The following is a 15402-nucleotide window of genomic DNA, read 5'->3' as shown; positions in this document are numbered from 1 at the left end:
GCGCGCCCCTTTCTCTAGCGACCGCTACAGAAAGAAAGGTAGCACATTCTCTAGTGATCGCTATAAAATTGCGCCATGAGCACGACGACCCGAGGGCGGCCGCGATCCTTCGATCGGGACGCGGCGCTGGACAAGGCCATGCGGCTGTTCTGGGCCCGGGGGTACGAGGCCACCTCGATCGGGGACCTGACCGCGGCCATGGGCATCGGCGCACCCAGCCTGTACGCGGCGTTCGGGGACAAGAAGACGTTGTTCGGCGAGGTCGTCGCGAAATTCGGCGACCGCTACGGCGGATTCGTCGCGAGGGCGCTGGCCGAGGAGGACACCGCGGAGGCGGCGGTACGGCGGATTCTGCGCGAGGCGGCGACGGAATACACCCGGCCGGAATGCCCGCACGGCTGTCTGGTGATCAGCGCGGGCGTCAACACCACCAGCGCCGAGATCGCCGATCTCCTGCGCGATATGCGCAATCGGAACATCGACACGTTCGCCGCGCGCATCCAGGCCGACATCGACGCGGGCGTCCTGCCGAGCCACCTCGACGCGCGCACGCTGGCCCGCTACGTCGGCACGGTGATGCAGGGCATGTCCCAGGCGGCGCGCGACGGAGCAGGCCGGGCCGAATTGGAGCGGGTGGCCGAGATGGCGCTGCGCGGCTGGGGGCCCTAGTGGCCCGAGGCGCGTCCGTCCTGCACGACCACCGGCAGGCAGGTGCGCACGAAGTCCGCGCCGAAGTCGGTGAGCACCACGCTGCGGTAGATCACCTTGGTGCCGAAGCCGGAGCGCTTCAGCATCTCCCGCACCGGTGACTGCGCCTCCAGCAGCTGGTACCGGTTCGGATTGCCGACCGGCTCGCGCGCGTGCTCGATCAAACCGAGCCTGCGCAGGTTGGTCAGGTACTGCTGGATCCGGTTCGGAAAGCGCAGGCCCGCGTGTTCGCCGATCAGCGTGAGCATCGAGCCCAGGCGTTCGGAGCCGAGCGCGCGCGGGCGGCCGGTGCGGATGTCGATCGAGGGCTGTGGCCCGTCCAGATGCAGGAAGCGCAGGATGCGCGCTTCGTCCGGGGTCAACTCGGCGAGCATGCCCGCGAAGGCCGGATGGTTGTCGTCCTCGCCGTGCGGGCTGGCCGACAACCGCAACAGCGCGGCTCCCTGCTCACGCAGCGTCGGCACCGCTTCCTGCGTGGACGGTTCCGTGGCGGCGGGCATCCCGAGCGCCTTGCGCATCGCGTCACGGACCTCGGACTCCGCCTCGGCCAGCACTTCTCGCGGCGGCGCTCCCTCGATGCTGCGCCGTACGACGGTCGAGGTGACGCCGACCGCGGTGCCGACGCTCCAGGACGTCACCCCGGTGACCGCGGTCCACGCGACCCGCGCGACGCCTGTCGCCGCACGCACGGTGGCGAGGGGAACCGTTACCCGTCTGGGTAATTCGTCGGTGTGCGCGATGTCCGAAGCCGGCCGCCGGGCGATCTCCTGCGATGGCTCGGCATTCGCCGCCGTCGCGTCGAGGTGCTCGACGGCCTGGATATCGCCGTCGTCCGGACCCGCTACAGCCATGATGTCGCCACTCCCGTTCCGAAGATCAGGATATGAGCGTATCCGGCGAACAGCCCCAACACGCCGCCATGGACGAAAAGGAGCCATTCATCCTGCTTGATGGCCGCGCGCAGCATGTCCACGAAGTCCGGCGGCGACAACATCGCCATCTGCCTCGCGATGTATTCGTTGATCTGCCTGCCCTGGCGGACGTTGAATTCCGGGTCGGCGAACGCGATCGGCGCGATGGCCATGGCTTCGCTGGTGAACGTCGATTGCAGCGAGTCGTATTCGCGGCTGCCGAGCACGAACTTGACCGCGGGACGCGCGGGACCGAGCGCGCGGTCGGCGGCCGGGCGCAGCGTGTCCTCCAGCATCTGCATGGTGCGGTCCGAGCGGGGGCCGTTGAGCAACTCGTCGCCGATATTCGCCACCGTGATCACCTGGCTGGAAACCAATTCCGCGTATCCGTCGGTGATTTCGGACTTGCGTTTGATCAGCAGGCCCTGCCGCCACGGAACCCACCACTTCGGATACGCGGGCGCGAAGATCATATTGATGCCGATCCAGTTGACCACCCAGCCGATGATCACGCCGCCGATCGGCAGCACGACCAGGCTGGACCAGCCGGTCAGATGCAGGATGGCGACCAGCAGCACACCCATCGGCGCGCCGAAGTAGAAACCGAAGTTCTGCATGAAACGCAGTTCCTTCGCGCCGAGCACCTGGAACAGCGTGTTGAGCAGATGCGGCCGGGCCTGGAAGTAGCGGATCACCATCTGCTTCACATCGAGCAGCTGATCGATATTCGCGCCCAATTCCTCGGTCAGCTCGCGCAGAATCTCCGGCAGTTGCTGGCGCACCCTGGCGTGCACCATGTCGCGCACCTGGGCGGGCAGGTTGTACCAGAGCTGCGGATGCTCGCGGCGCAGGATGTCCTCGACGATGTCCTTGATCTGCGCGTCGGCGATGCTCGCGAGGTGCTCGGCCAGCTTGTCCGGCTCGAGTTCCCGATAGAAGTCCGCGACGCTGCCGAGTTTGGCCAGGCCCTTGTCGACCGCGATGCTGGCCATCTTGTCCGCGCGCGACGGGACGATGCCCTGCCAGCCGAACCGGCCGTCGTAGCTCAGTAGCGGGAGAACTTGAATTCGCTTGGGAAGGAACGGATACAGCGCGCGCAGGCCGGGAACTCGGATGCCGTGGAAGGCGACCGGCTTGAACAGCATGAGCACGCCGGTCCAGTTGGTGATGTAGCCGATCACGCCGGTGAAAAGCGGTATGGTCACGAGCTCGAGGAGGATCGTCGGGTGGATTCCGAAAACGCTCTCTAACACGACACCCTCCTGCCGATACACCGGTGATCGCCGCCTCACCGGCAACCAAAACTAGCACCCCCTCGGCGAAGAAACCTTATTGCGCGCCGCGCGCCGGTCGCACTGTCCGAGTCAGGCGGTGCGAATGCCCCGCGACACAAGGGGAAGTAATCTGTGGGACGGATTCGTTCCCCCCGGCGATATCGGAGAAAACGTGGCAGACGACAGGACCGGACAGGACGTGGTAAGGCCAGGTCCCCGCGCCGTCGAGCGCAGTTCGGATGTCGAACAGCGGCAGATCAGCAATGAGGCACGGCTGATCCGCGGTGTGTTCCGCGCGGCCGGAGTGGCCGCGGGCACCGTCGTGCGCGGAAGCCAATGGGCGGTCGGCACGACCTACGAGGTCACCAGGGAGATCACCCAGGCCGCGCTGGACGGGGAGTCCTCGGCCGAGATCGCCGAGCGGACCGGAAACGCGTTGCGCTCCATCGCTCGCAGCGCGCTCGGCGTCACCGAGGGGTCGGTCCGGGAGATCGTCAGCTATGTCCCGACCTCCAACGGACCCACCTCGCAGCAAGCGCTGGCCGTCGGGCCGTACCTGCGCTCGGCGAGCACGGAGGAGTTGCGCCGCCGCGGCGACGCGCTGCTGGCCAGGTCCGCCGACGTCTACTTCACCGAGGACGTGCACCCGGCCTACGACCGCATCCTCGACGAGCTCGCTCCCGACGAGGCGCGCATCCTGCGCTTCATGGCGCTCAACGGCCCGCAGCCGTCGGTCGACGTGCGCACCAACCGTCCGCTGGGGATCGGCTCGGAACTGGTGCAGGGCGACCTCACCTCGGTGCCCGAGCAGGCCGGGGTGCGCTACCCGGACCGGTCGCGGTCCTACCTGATCAACCTCAACCGCCTCGGGCTGACGCTGACCTCGGACGATCCGGTGGTCCTGAGCCGCTACATGGTGCTGGAGGTGCAGCCCGTGGTGGAGGCGGCGCTGAAGAAGGCGGGCCGGGCGCCGAAGATCGTCCGCAAGAGTCTCCGGCTGACCGAGTTCGGTGAGGACTTCTGCCGCACCTGCTTCACGATCGGAAGCTGACACCCCGAAGTTGATCTTCGTCGGAATGTTCTCTCTCGTCGCGATAGCAATCTGATACAACTCTCCCAATCCGGCACTCGGGATGGGATTGTTGAGGGTATGGATCAGCGAACCGGCGGGCAGGGGCGCGGCGACCCAGGTTTGGGCATCGCTGGGCAAACGCGTAACGACCGGGGCAAGGGTCCCGGTAATCAGCAGCGCGACGACCCGGGTTTTCCCCCGGGCCGGCAGGAGCGCGGCGGGGTGGACATAGATTCGAGCGGACCGGAGCCCGAGGAGCGAGATATCGGCACGGCCGGTCCCGCGCCGAGCCGTGGTCAGCGGGCGGCGAGCACCGGCGAACGAGATCCCGGCGACCTGCGCGCCGACGAGCGGCTGCCCTTCGACGCGGGGCCGATCGACTTCGGGCGGGTGCGCGACGACCCACGCCTGACTCGCGGCGAGGAGCGGGAGCCGGACGACGTGTCGGCGATCTCGCGGTTGAAATACCGGTACCTGCGTACTCTCGACACCAAGTCGTGGGATGATTTTGCCGACACCATGATCCCCGAGGCGACCGCGACCTACAGCGAATATCTCCAGTTCGAATCGCGCGAGGCTTTCATCGCGTTCATGCGCAACACGCTCGGGCCGCACGTGATCACCGAACACCGCTGTGACCACCCCGAGATCGATGTCGAAGGCGACACCGCCACCGGCACCTGGTACCTCGCCGACACGGTGCTCATTCCGGGCCACAACATGCTGCTGCGCGGCGCGGCCTTCTACACCGATCGCTACGTGCGCTGCGACGACGGGCGGTGGCGGATCTCGCACACCGGCTACGAACGCACCTACGAAGTGGTGCTCTCCCTCAGCGACCTGCCCAGCCTGCGCCTGACCTCCAGCCGCTGGGGCCTGATCGCCAAGGAGGACGGCATCTCATCGATCGAACGCGACCCCGGCGCCGCGCCGCTGCGGCCGGAGTCCGAGGCCGGCTGACTCAGTCGGCCGTAGCGACCAGGGGCTCCAGGGTGAGCGCCGGGTGCTCCTTCTCGATGTATTGCAGCCGCCACTTGTCGCTGAACAACGCGAGCAGCGCACCGTCTGAGCGGGTGAACACCTCCACCCCGCGCTGCCGCCCGAGTTCGTCCGCCGACGCGGCGTCGGTGCGCCGGGCCAGCGTGTATGCGAGGTGTTCCATCGTGGTCTCGACGTTGAACTCCGCGAGCATGCGCGCGGTCACCACTTCGAACTGCATCGGGCCGACCGCGGCCAGCACGGGAGACGCGTCGCCGCGGATGTCGTTGCGCAGCACCTGCACGACGCCCTCGGAATCGAGCTGGTCCACGGCCTTGCGGAACTGCTTGTATTTGCCCGCGCTGCGCGCCCGCAGCACCGCGAAATGTTCCGGTGCGAACGAGGGGATCGGCGGGAACTCCACCTTCTTGTCCACGAACAGCGTGTGCCCCGGTGCCAGCGCCGTCGCGTTGACCAGGCCGACGACGTCACCCGGGTACGCGGTGTCGACGGTGGCGCGCTCGCGGCCGAACACGGTCAGCGCGTACTTGGTGGCGAACGGCCGACCGGTCTGCGCGTGGGTGACCACCATGCCGCGTTCGAATTCGCCGGACACGATCCGCATGAACGCGAGGCGATCGCGGTGGGCGGCGTCCATGCCCGCCTGCACCTTGAACACCACCGCGCTGAACGGGTCGCCGGTCTCGCGCGGCTTGCCGTCGACGTCACGACGCGAACCGGGCGCAGGCGCGAGCGCGACCAAGGTCTCCAGCAGTTGCCGCACGCCGAAGTTCAACATCGCCGAGGCGTAGATGACCGGCGAGGTCTGCCCGGCGAGGAAGAGTTCCTGGTCGTGGTCCTGGCCGGTGGCCGAGAGCAGTTCGCTCTCCTCCGCGGCGGTGCTCCACGGCTCGCCTTCGCGCGCCTCCGCGGCCTCCGGGGTGATCGACTCCTCGGGCGCGATGGTCGCGCCGCCCGCCGTGCGCGTGAAGTGGATGTATTCGAGCGGGACGCCGTCCGGGCCGCGGCGCAGCAGGCCGCGGAAGTCCCCCGCGATGCCGACCGGAAGGAACAGCGGGGTGGGGGTGAGTCCGATCCGCTCGTTGATCTCGTCGAGCAGTTCCAGCGGCGCCCGCCCTGGCCGGTCCCACTTGTTGATCACGGTGATCACCGGGATGCCACGGTGGCGGCAGACCTGGAACAGTTTCAGCGTCTGCGGCTCCAAGCCCTTGGCCGCGTCGATCAGCATCACCGCGGCGTCGACGGCGGTGAGCACCCGGTAGGTGTCCTCGGAGAAATCGGAGTGGCCGGGGGTGTCGACCAGGTTGATGACGCTGTCCACATCGGAGCCCTTGGCCCGGTAGTTGAACTGCAGCGCGGTCGAGCTGACCGAGATGCCGCGCGCCTTCTCCATCTCCATCCAGTCCGAGACGGTCGACTTGCGCCCGGCCTTGCCGTGGATCGCGCCCGCCTCGGAGATCATCCTGGCGTGCAGGGCCAGCGCCTCGGTGAGCGTGGACTTGCCCGCGTCGGGATGGGAGATCACCGCGAACGTGCGCCGGCGGGCTACCTCGGCGGATAACCCACGGGGTGCGGGCGCGACAACACCCTCAGGGGAGGCGCTCAACGCAAGACAACCTTTCGCAGACGACCGATCGGCAACCCCGCCAGCGTACGCGACTCGCTCGAGCGCGGGCCGAACCGCCGGTGACCACCCGATTCAAAGAGCGCCTCTGCGCTGGGGTATGGTGTTCGGGTTGTCTCGGCGAGGGTGACCGCAGACCAGTTTTGCGACACCGTGATCGACGCGGCGCGGCTTCCGGCCGTCCCTGTTCGGTCTTCGCCCCGACGAATAGACCATCCGTCAGGTGTGCAGCACCCCTGACGTGTAACTGACAGCCCGGAAGAGCCGTAGGAGTAGATCCAGTCATGTCCGACGTCAACCTTCTCGAAGCATCCGTACGCACCGAGTTCGGTAAGGGCGCAGCGCGCCGTACCCGTCGTGCGGGCAACGTCCCGGCCGTGCTGTACGGCCACCAGGCCGACCCGCAGCATCTGTCGGTGAACGCCCAGGCCTTCGCCGCCATCCTGCGTGAGCACGGCACCAACGCGGTGCTGAACCTCGTCATCGACGGCAAGAAGCAGCTCGCGCTGACCAAGTCCGTCGTGGTGCACCCGATCCGCCGCTACATCGAGCACGCCGACCTGCTGATCATCAAGCGCGGCGAGAAGGTCACCGCCGACGTGAACGTCACCGTCACCGGCGACGCCGCCCCCGGCACCCTGGTCACCCAGGAAGCCACCACCGTCTCCGTCGAGGCCGACGCGCTGAAGCTGCCCGAGGCCATCGAGGTCTCCGTCGAGGGCGTCGAGGCCGGCACCCAGATCACCGCGGGCGAGCTGCAGCTGCCCGAGGGCGTCGACCTGGCCGCCGATGCCGAGACCCTGATCGTCAACGTCATCGCCGCCCCGGCCGCCGAGCCCGTCGAGGGCGAGGGTGCGGGCGAGGCCGAGGGCGAGAGCGCTGAGTAGTACCGAATCGTCCGCCGGGCCCGCGCTCGTCGTCGGACTGGGCAACCCAGGTCCCGAATACGAGCGCACCCGGCACAATGTCGGTTTCCTGGTCGCCGACGTGCTCGCCGAGCGCGTCGGCGGCCGTTTCGGTGTGCACAAGAAATCCGGCGCCGACCTGCTGCAGGCGCGGCTGGACGGGCGTCAGGTGCTGATCGCCAAGCCGCGTTCGTTCATGAACCTGTCCGGCAGGCCGGTGGCCGCGCTGGCGAAATTCTTCTCCGTGCCGCCGACCGAGGTGATCGTCGTGCACGACGAACTCGACCTGCCGTTCGGCTCCATCCGGCTCAAGCGCGGCGGCGGTGAGGGCGGGCACAACGGTCTTCGTTCCGTCTCCAGCGCCCTGACCACCAAGGACTACTTGCGCACCCGCATCGGCATCGGCCGTCCGCCGGGCCGCCAGGACCCGGCCGATTACGTGTTGAAGCCGTTCTCCACGCCGGAGCGCAAAGAGGTCCCGGTGATCATCGAGCAGGCCGCCGACGCGGTGGAACTGCTGCTGCGCGTCGGGCTGGAAACCGCGCAGAACCAATTGCACTGAGCGGCACTCGGCCGATCACCCGCGCGGCAGATGCATCGCGGTCGCGGCCCTGCGCAGTTTGCCGGAAGACGTCTTCGGTAGTGCGCCGGGACCGAGCACGGTGACGGTGCGTGGCCGCGCGCCGACCTCCGCGAACACCGAGTGCACGATCTCGCGCTCGATGCGCTTGACCTCGTCGGGATCCTGGTGGCTGCCGCTCTCCACCACCACGGCGAAACTTTCCCGCTTCTGGCCCGCGTCCAGGCGCACCGCCACCGCGTTGCCCGGCCGGACGCCTGCCACCCTGGCCGCCGCGCGCTCGATGTCGGTGGGGTAGATGTTGCGGCCGCCCATGATGATGACGTCTTTGATCCGGCCGCACACCACGATCAGTCCCTCATCGGTGAAGTAGCCGATGTCGCCGGTGTCCAGCCAGCCCTCGTCGTCCCGGGCCGATTGGAATCCGTCCACCGTCACATAGCCGGAAGTGACCGCGGGACCGCGCAATTCGATCACGCCCACCGAGCGGGCGGGCAACGGTTGACGTTCGCTGTCGACGATCCGGCCCTCCAGGTTGTCGACCAGATAGCCGAGGGTGGGCAATCGCCGGATGTTGGCCGGTTGGCCGTGCTCCACCGGCACGGGCACCGCCTTGCCGATCGCCTCGAGCAGGTCGGCGTCGATCACGTCGAGCACCTGTCCGTGCCCGGGGTCGGGGATCGACACGGCGAGCGTGGTCTCGGCCATGCCGTAGACCGGGGTGAGCGCCATCGGGTTGAGGCCGAAGCGTTTTCCGGCCGCGGCCAGCGCCTCCATGGTGTCCGGGTCCACCGGTTCGGCCCCGTTCCACATGTACCGCACGCTGCTGAGGTCGAACGCGCCTTCGTCGGCCTGCCGCAGCCGCCGGGCGAGCAGCGAATAGGCGAAATTCGGTGCGGCGGTGACAGTTCCACGGTACTTGCTGATCAGCTCGGCCCACAGCAGCGGCTTGGTGAGGAAGTCCAGCGGCGTCACGCACACCACTTCGGCGCCGAATTGCATGGGGACACTGAGGAATCCGACCATGCCCATGTCGTGGAACAGCGGCAGCCAGCTGACCATCACATCGTCGGCGAGCTGGAATTTCACCCGGTCGAACATGGCGTAGGCGTTGACGAAGAAATTCTCGTGCGTGATCCGCACCGCCTTGGGCGAGCCGGTCGAGCCGGAAGTCAACTGCTGCAACGCGATATCGCCCTCGGCGGTGGGCACCGGATCGATGTCGGGGCCGCCGGGCAGCTGGTCGATGCGCACGACGGTGATGCCGCGTTCGCGCAACAGCGGCTCGGCCGCCTCGAACGGCGCGCCGAGCACGACCGCGCGGGCCCGGATCATGGTCAGCACGGTTTCGGTGTCGCGCGCCCAGACCACCAGATCGGTGCGCGGAGTCGGCTGGTGCAGCATGGTGATCGACGCGCCGCGCATCCAGATGGCCTGGCAGGCCGGGGCGATGTCGACCGGCATGCCCGCGAGCACGCCGACCGCGTCACCCTGCCCGATACCGGCTTCGGCCAGCCCGCCCGCCATGCGCCGGGCGAGCCGGTGGATCTCCGACCACGTGCGCCGCAGCGGGGCGCCGGGCTCGCCGGTCACCAGGCCGCGCTCGGAGGTCTGTGCGGTCGCATACATCTCGTCGGTGAATCTGCTCAAAGTCCCAACTCCTCCATCACCAACCGTTGCCGGGAACCGGCCTCCCCCGACTATCACGCCATAGTGGCCCAGCGTTAACCCCATTTCCAGGGGCGCAGGTCAGGGGCGCGAAACAGCGGCCGGAAAGGTTGCGGCGTAACGATCGACGTAGCACCGGCCGGAGCGGGTGGCCAGTTCACGCATCAACTCGTCGGTCGCGGCCCGCACCGTCCGGCGCTGCTCGGCGGGCGGATAGCGGCGCGGGGCGCCGAACGCGATACGCACCTTGCCGAAACGCAGCAGACGGCTGCCGCGCGGGTTCACCCGATCGGTGCCGGAGAGGGTCACGGGAACGACCGGCGCGCCGGTGGCCATGGCGACCCGCAAGGTGCCGGTGCGTCCGCGATAGATCCGGCCGTCGGGGGAACGGGTGCCTTCGGGATGGATCGCCCAGACCCCGCCGTCCGTCAGGATGCGGGTGGCGGCGGCCAGCGCCGCGGCGGCCGCGTCACCGCCGGTCCGATCGACCGGCACCTGTCCGGAGACCGAGTAGAACCAGCGGTTGATCCGGCCGCGCACGCCTTTTCCGGTGAAGTACTCCTGCTTCGCCAGGAACGTCACGCGCCGTGGCACGACCAGTGCGAGGTAGAGGGAGTCGATCACCGCGAGATGATTGGCCGCGATGATCACCGGTCCGGTTCGCGGAATGTTGTCCAGTCCTTCGACCGTCGGCCTGCCCAGCAGCCGCAGCAGCGGACCGAGCAGGACGTACTTGAACAGCGGGTACCACACGTAGACCTCCAAGGGCATTGGGCGTAGACACTGTCTACCCGATCTCGTAGACAGTGTCTACACCCGGTGTGCGGTCACACAGCGACAGGCGTAGACAATGTCCGCATGGCCGAGAGCGAGTCGCTACGAGATCGACTGGTCGACGCCGGTGTCGACCTGCTCGAAGAGGTCGGCGCCGCGGGACTGGGATTGCGGGTCATCACCCGGGCCGCGGGCGTCTCGCACGGTGCGCCGCGGCGGTATTTCCCGACCCACCGCGCACTGCTCGCCGCCATCGCGGCGCGCGGTTTCGCCGATCTCGCGGACCGGTTCGCCGCGGTGGACGCCGGGGCCGCGCGCGATCGTCTCACCCGGATGAGCGCCGAGTACATCGCATTCGCCGCGCGGCGGCCGGAGATGTTCACCCTGATGTTCCGGCACGACCTACTCGAAGGCTCCGGCGAGAATCTGCGGTCGGTCAGCCTGCCGCTGTTCGCGCGGTTCGCCGAGCTGGTCGGCGCGGCGGCGGAATCGGGCGCGATCGACCCGCGCCACCGTGCGATCGCCCTGTGGACCAATGTGCACGGCATCGCCACCGCACAGGCCAATCGAAGCTTGCGCCTGGTCGACCCAGGAGTGGACGCGGCGGCTCTGGTGGCCAGGGCACTGGCCGTGCATCTGGCCTGACCGTTCCGTGGCGCTCGCGGCTCAGGCGCGCAGCTGCGCCACCGCGGCGACGAAGCGATCGAGCTCGTCGAAACCGACGAAGCAGTGCGGCGAAGCGCGCACGACGGAGGCCAGGCCGCGGCCGGTCATGTCCAGCAGGGTCGAGCCCGCGTGGCTGACCGTGACGGTGATGTCCCGCGCCAGCAGCCGGTCGCGCACCTCGACGGACTCGACGCCGTCAACGGTGAACGACACGATGCCGCTGTGCCGGATGCCGAGATCGCGCACGGTGACGCCGGGAATCTCCGGCAGCGCCTTGCGCAGGTGCTCGGCGCGGGCCGCGATCGCGGCGTAGACGTTCTCCGGGCCCAGTTCGAGCAGATATCGCACGGCGGCGCCCAGTCCGAGGCGGCCCGCGACGTCGCACTCCCAGAACTCGAAGCGGCCTGCGTCGGGCGCGAGCCGGTAGTCGTGCGGGCCGGTCCATTCCGCGCTGTGCAGGTCGAGCCGGCCTGGTTCCATGGAGCGCGCCAACTCCGGCCGCAGATACAGGAATCCGGTGCCGCGCGGGCCGCGCAGCCACTTGCGTCCGGTGGCAGACAAGGCGTCGACGCCGAGCTCGGCCACGTCCAAAGGCAGCTGCCCGGCGGACTGACAGGCGTCCAGCAGCACCAGCGCGCCGACCGAGTGCGCGATCCTGGTCGCCTCCGCGGCCGGGTTCACCAACCCGCCGTTGGTCGGCGCGTGCAGGATCGAAACCAGCTTGACCCGTTCGTCGACCAGCGCGGTGAGCGCGTCGAGGTCGATCTGCCCGCTGCCGTCGCTCGGAATCCGCTCCACCGTGGCGCCCGTGGCGCGGGCGCGCTGCAAGGCGGCGATGGCATTGCTGGCGTAGTCCGCCTCGGAGATCAGGATGCGGTCGCCCGCCGCGAGCGGGACCGAGTAGAAGAAGTCCGCCCAGGATCGGGTGGCGCTGTCGCTGAGCGCGATGCTCTCGGGTTCGGCGTTGATCAACGCCCCGATCGCGGTCTTGACGTCGGCGAGATCGTCGAGCCGCTCGTTCGCGGCGCGATAACCTCCGATCTCCGCTTCCCGCAGCAGATGCGCGACAACGGTGTCGGTGACGACTCGCGGCGGTAGCGACGAGCCGGCGCTGTCGAGGAAAACGGGTCCGGGTTCCGGCCCGGACACGCATCCGGGAGTGTCGGCTCGTACGCGAGCGTCATCCAGCATGGAGCCGACCTTATCGGGTCGATTGTTCGGCTTCATGTCGGTTTCTTGTCGGTCCGCATGGCTACGCTGGATGGATCGCCGCACGCGAATTTCGGCCCGTGAGTGGAATACCACCGGGCCGAATGGCGATAACCGAAGAACAGCGGACAACGTCCCGACGCCCACTGGAGGTTGGCATGGCGGTCACGCTCGAGAGTCCTGAGTCGGCCGGTTGTGCCACCGAGCAGGGAGAACTGTCCTCCCGCGCGGCGGCGGAGGCCTATATCGGCGGGGTGTGCTTCAAGCTCGGACCACCCACGCTGATCGGCGCCGAACTCGAATGGCTCACGGTGCAGGGTGAGTGTTCGGCGTCCGGACCTTCGGCCGCTCCGCGCCCCCAACTGTCCGCCTTGGCGGACGCTCTCGGACCGTACGCACCACGGTCCATCGCCCCTGATTCGCCGGCGCTCGCGCTGCCGGGGGGCAGCCGGGTCACTCTCGAACCCGGTGGTCAGATCGAACTCTCCAGCGCTCCCTACGAAGCTGCCGCGCAGCTGTGTGATCGACTGCGCGATGATGCCCGCCTGTTGCGGGAACTTCTCGAATCCCGGTCAATCCGCCCCGTTTCCGTCGCCGCCGACGCGGACCGCCGTCCCAAACGCTTGCTTCAGCTGCCGCGCTATCGCGCGATGGAGCGCTCCTTCGGCGGCATCGGGCCGTTCGGCAAGCTGATGATGTGCAACACCGCGGCCGCCCAGGTCAGCGTCGACGCGGGCGCCGACCGTGCGGACGTCACCGCGCGGTGGACCGCCCTGTATGCCGTCGGCCCGGCCCTGCTTGCCGCCTTCGCCTGTTCACCCGTCCTGCGTGGCGCGCCGCCCGGAGCGTGGGCCTCCCAGCGCATGCGGGCCTGGCTGCGGCTGGACAACACGCGCACCCGTCCGCCGGTGCTGGACTGGACAGACCCGGTGGCCGCCTACGGCAGATGGGCGCTGGACGTGCCGCTGCTGTGCGTGCGCCGACCCGACGGTGCGGCGGAATGCGGCGACGCCGACGGATGGTCCGCGCCGCCCGGGGCCACCTTCGCCGACTGGCTGTCCGGCGCGCTGGACGACGAGGTAGGCCGCCGCCCCGACACCGGCGATCTCGACTATCACCTCACCACGCTGTTCCCGCCGGTACGCGCGTCCGGCCACTTGGAGGTCCGCTACATCGACGCGCAGCCCGGTGACGCGTGGACCATTCCCGTGCACGTGTTCGACGCGCTCATGTCCAGCCCGTCGGTGGTCGCTGAGGCGAGCTCGATCGCGGCGCCGCTGGCGGGCCGCTGGGTCGATGCCGCCCGCTACGGATTGGCTGATCCGGACATCCGGGCGGGCGCGGTCGCCCTGCTGCGTCTCGCGGCCGAGCACACCGCGACCGACGAGGCGGCCCGCGCCGTCGAGTCCGCCGCCGAACGATGTCACCGCGGTCGCACCCCGACCGAGGACGACATCGAGCACGCCCCGAGCCCGCGGCTTCCGGGAGTCGCCACGTGAACCAGCCGCGCTGCCCTGGCGCCACGCAGGCCCACCGGGCCGCCGCCAGCCGAATCGCCGCCGCCGACCCCCATGAATCCCGGAGATGTTTTTCGTGACCACTTTCCAACCCGCCCCCACCGACAACTTCGGCACCGAACAGCTCAGGGATCGGATCGCCGACGTTCTCACGCGCGCCCGCCTGCGCACCCACACGCTCACCGACTGCGTCGACGAAGCCGAACTCGTGGCCCAGCATTCCCGGCTGATGAGCCCGCTGGTCTGGGATCTGGCGCACATCGGCAATCAGGAAGAACTCTGGCTCGTGCGCGACGTCGGCGGACGCGACCCGGTGCGCGCCGACATCGACGAACTCTACGACGCCTTCAAACACGCCCGCGCGAACCGGCCCACGCTGCCGCTGCTCGATCCCGCCCAGGCGCGCGACTATGTCGGCACTGTACGCGACAAGGTGTTGGACGTACTGGAGCGCAGCGATCTGCGCGGCCGTCCGCTGATCGACGACGGATTCGCCTTCGGTATGATCGCCCAGCACGAGCAGCAGCACGACGAGACCATGCTGGCCACCCACCAGTTGCGTACCGGCGCCGCCGTGCTCTCGGCGGCGGACGCCCCGGCCGCGACGGCGGCGGTCGGCGCGGAAGTCGTGATCCCCGCCGGGGAATTCCTCATGGGCACCTCCACCGACCCGTGGGCGCTGGACAACGAGCGCCCCGCCCATCCGGTGCGAGTGGCCGGTTTCGCGATCGACGCCGCGCCGGTCACCAATGAGCAGTACCTGGCCTTCGTCGACGACGGCGGCTACGAACGCCCCGAACTCTGGTCCGAGCGCGGCTGGGCGCATCGCGTCGAGGCGGGCCTGGTCGCGCCGCAGTTCTGGGAGCGTGATCCGTCCGGGCATTGGTGGCGGCGGGTGTTCGGCGTGATGACCCCGCTGCGGCCGCGACAGCCGGTCGTGCACGTGTGCTGGTTCGAGGCCGAGGCCTACGCGAACTGGGCGGGCAAGCGCCTGCCCACCGAAGCGGAATGGGAGAAGGCGGCCCGGTTCGATCCGGCCACCGGCGCGTCGCGCCGATTCCCCTGGGGCGACGCCGATCCCGACGTCGCCACCGCGAACCTCGGGCAGCGGCATCTGGAACCCGCCGAGGTGGGCGCGTATCCGGCCGGCGCGTCCCCCGCGGGCGTGCACCAGTTGATCGGGGACGTGTGGGAATGGACCGCTTCGGGTTTCGAGGCGTACCCGGGGTTCCGGGCGTTCCCGTACCGGGAGTACTCCGAGGTCTTCTTCGGCGGTGATTACCGTGTGCTGCGCGGCGGTTCCTTCGGCACCGATCCGGTGGCCTGCCGCGGCACCTTCCGCAACTGGGACCATCCCATCCGTCGCCAGATCTTCGCCGGGTTCCGCCTGGCGCGGGATCTGCGGCCCGGAGAAGGGGAGTGAGCGCCGCCCGTCGTGCCGGGCGATGGTGCGGCCGCGGTCCCGCGGCGAGCGGCCCGCGCCTCGCGACGTCGG

14 protein-coding genes are annotated in these 15402 nt (G+C 69.0%); 8 read left to right on the top strand and 6 right to left on the bottom strand.

Features of this window, described 5'->3' with window-relative positions:
* Nucleotides 1-75 precede the first annotated feature (75 nt).
* Nucleotides 76-669 carry a TetR/AcrR family transcriptional regulator gene (locus ACL03I_RS28840; RefSeq protein WP_355074534.1) on the top strand — a complete coding sequence of 198 codons (594 nt, stop codon included), beginning with the start codon at nucleotides 76-78 and terminating at the stop codon, nucleotides 667-669.
* On the opposite strand, the gene ACL03I_RS28835 is transcribed toward ACL03I_RS28840, so the two are convergent.
* Together ACL03I_RS28835 and ACL03I_RS28830 are read right to left on the bottom strand one after the other, a co-directional pair.
* On the bottom strand, nucleotides 666-1559 hold the full coding sequence (locus ACL03I_RS28835) for an Abi-alpha family protein (RefSeq protein WP_355074533.1): 894 nt from the start codon (nucleotides 1557-1559) through the stop codon (nucleotides 666-668). The genes ACL03I_RS28840 and ACL03I_RS28835 overlap by 4 nt on opposite strands.
* Complete coding sequence (locus ACL03I_RS28830) at nucleotides 1550-2824, bottom strand: DUF445 domain-containing protein (RefSeq protein ID WP_397278507.1); 1275 nt, start codon at nucleotides 2822-2824, stop codon at nucleotides 1550-1552. The genes ACL03I_RS28835 and ACL03I_RS28830 overlap by 10 nt, the downstream gene beginning before the upstream one ends.
* Nucleotides 2825-3065: 241 nt before the next feature.
* Here ACL03I_RS28830 and ACL03I_RS28825 point away from each other — a divergent pair, with 241 nt between their 5' ends.
* Together ACL03I_RS28825 and ACL03I_RS28820 are read left to right on the top strand one after the other, a co-directional pair.
* The gene (locus ACL03I_RS28825) at nucleotides 3066-3944 is read left to right on the top strand and encodes an Abi-alpha family protein (protein ID WP_355074531.1); all 879 of its coding nucleotides are present in this window, start codon (nucleotides 3066-3068) and stop codon (nucleotides 3942-3944) included.
* Between the two features lie 429 nt (nucleotides 3945-4373).
* On the top strand, nucleotides 4374-4925 hold the full coding sequence (locus ACL03I_RS28820) for a nuclear transport factor 2 family protein (RefSeq protein ID WP_355075029.1): 552 nt from the start codon (nucleotides 4374-4376) through the stop codon (nucleotides 4923-4925).
* 1 nt (nucleotide 4926) lies between these two features.
* Here ACL03I_RS28820 and ACL03I_RS28815 read toward each other — a convergent pair whose 3' ends face one another.
* The gene (locus ACL03I_RS28815; protein WP_355074529.1) at nucleotides 4927-6570 is read right to left on the bottom strand and encodes a peptide chain release factor 3; all 1644 of its coding nucleotides are present in this window, start codon (nucleotides 6568-6570) and stop codon (nucleotides 4927-4929) included.
* A gap of 302 nt (nucleotides 6571-6872) precedes the next feature.
* On the opposite strand from ACL03I_RS28815, the gene ACL03I_RS28810 reads away from it, so the two are divergent.
* Nucleotides 6873-7475 carry a 50S ribosomal protein L25/general stress protein Ctc gene (locus tag ACL03I_RS28810; RefSeq protein WP_355074528.1) on the top strand — a complete coding sequence of 201 codons (603 nt, stop codon included), beginning with the start codon at nucleotides 6873-6875 and terminating at the stop codon, nucleotides 7473-7475.
* Entirely contained in the window at nucleotides 7441-8055 is a 615-nt protein-coding gene (gene pth, locus ACL03I_RS28805; RefSeq protein ID WP_355074526.1) for an aminoacyl-tRNA hydrolase, read from the top strand. Before ACL03I_RS28810 ends, pth begins: the two co-directional genes overlap by 35 nt.
* Nucleotides 8056-8070: 15 nt before the next feature.
* On the opposite strand, the gene ACL03I_RS28800 is transcribed toward pth, so the two are convergent.
* Both ACL03I_RS28800 and ACL03I_RS28795 read right to left on the bottom strand, forming a co-directional pair.
* On the bottom strand, nucleotides 8071-9723 hold the full coding sequence (locus tag ACL03I_RS28800) for a fatty acyl-AMP ligase (RefSeq protein WP_412807423.1): 1653 nt from the start codon (nucleotides 9721-9723) through the stop codon (nucleotides 8071-8073).
* Between the two features lie 99 nt (nucleotides 9724-9822).
* Nucleotides 9823-10494, bottom strand: a complete 672-nt coding sequence (locus ACL03I_RS28795) for a lysophospholipid acyltransferase family protein (RefSeq protein WP_412807454.1) — start codon at nucleotides 10492-10494, stop codon at nucleotides 9823-9825.
* A gap of 105 nt (nucleotides 10495-10599) precedes the next feature.
* Here ACL03I_RS28795 and ACL03I_RS28790 point away from each other — a divergent pair, with 105 nt between their 5' ends.
* A complete protein-coding gene (locus ACL03I_RS28790) occupies nucleotides 10600-11160 on the top strand; it encodes a TetR/AcrR family transcriptional regulator (RefSeq protein WP_355074523.1) in 561 nt (186 codons plus the stop codon).
* Nucleotides 11161-11181: 21 nt separating this feature from the next.
* Here the strand turns inward: ACL03I_RS28790 and ACL03I_RS28785 are convergent, their stop codons facing one another.
* Complete coding sequence (locus ACL03I_RS28785; protein ID WP_355074521.1) at nucleotides 11182-12372, bottom strand: aminotransferase class V-fold PLP-dependent enzyme; 1191 nt, start codon at nucleotides 12370-12372, stop codon at nucleotides 11182-11184.
* Between the two features lie 176 nt (nucleotides 12373-12548).
* Here ACL03I_RS28785 and egtA point away from each other — a divergent pair, with 176 nt between their 5' ends.
* A complete protein-coding gene (gene egtA / locus ACL03I_RS28780; protein WP_379255387.1) occupies nucleotides 12549-13889 on the top strand; it encodes an ergothioneine biosynthesis glutamate--cysteine ligase EgtA in 1341 nt (446 codons plus the stop codon).
* A gap of 94 nt (nucleotides 13890-13983) precedes the next feature.
* Nucleotides 13984-15330 (top strand): ergothioneine biosynthesis protein EgtB, encoded by a 1347-nt coding sequence (gene egtB / locus ACL03I_RS28775; RefSeq protein WP_355074517.1) that lies wholly within the window; start codon nucleotides 13984-13986, stop codon nucleotides 15328-15330.
* The last annotated feature ends 72 nt before the right edge of the window (nucleotides 15331-15402 follow it).

The sequence above is a fragment of the Nocardia sichangensis genome (assembly GCF_047200615.1).
Lineage (GTDB): Bacteria > Actinomycetota > Actinomycetes > Mycobacteriales > Mycobacteriaceae > Nocardia > Nocardia sichangensis.
Note: the sequence above shows the minus strand (reverse complement) of the source record. Positions and strands in the feature narration are given on the sequence as shown.

What these genes read in the sequence shown, in the direction of transcription:
- egtA (WP_379255387.1), top strand. Translation starts at nt 12,549, where the DNA reads ATGGCGGTCACGCTCGAGAGTCCTGAGTCGGCCGGTTGTGCCACCGAG.
- ACL03I_RS28810 (WP_355074528.1), top strand. Translation starts at nt 6,873, where the DNA reads ATGTCCGACGTCAACCTTCTCGAAGCATCCGTACGCACCGAGTTCGGT.
- ACL03I_RS28840 (WP_355074534.1), top strand. Translation starts at nt 76, where the DNA reads ATGAGCACGACGACCCGAGGGCGGCCGCGATCCTTCGATCGGGACGCG.
- ACL03I_RS28790 (WP_355074523.1), top strand. Translation starts at nt 10,600, where the DNA reads ATGGCCGAGAGCGAGTCGCTACGAGATCGACTGGTCGACGCCGGTGTC.
- ACL03I_RS28785 (WP_355074521.1), bottom strand. Translation starts at nt 12,372, where the DNA reads ATGCTGGATGACGCTCGCGTACGAGCCGACACTCCCGGATGCGTGTCC.
- ACL03I_RS28835 (WP_355074533.1), bottom strand. Translation starts at nt 1,559, where the DNA reads ATGGCTGTAGCGGGTCCGGACGACGGCGATATCCAGGCCGTCGAGCAC.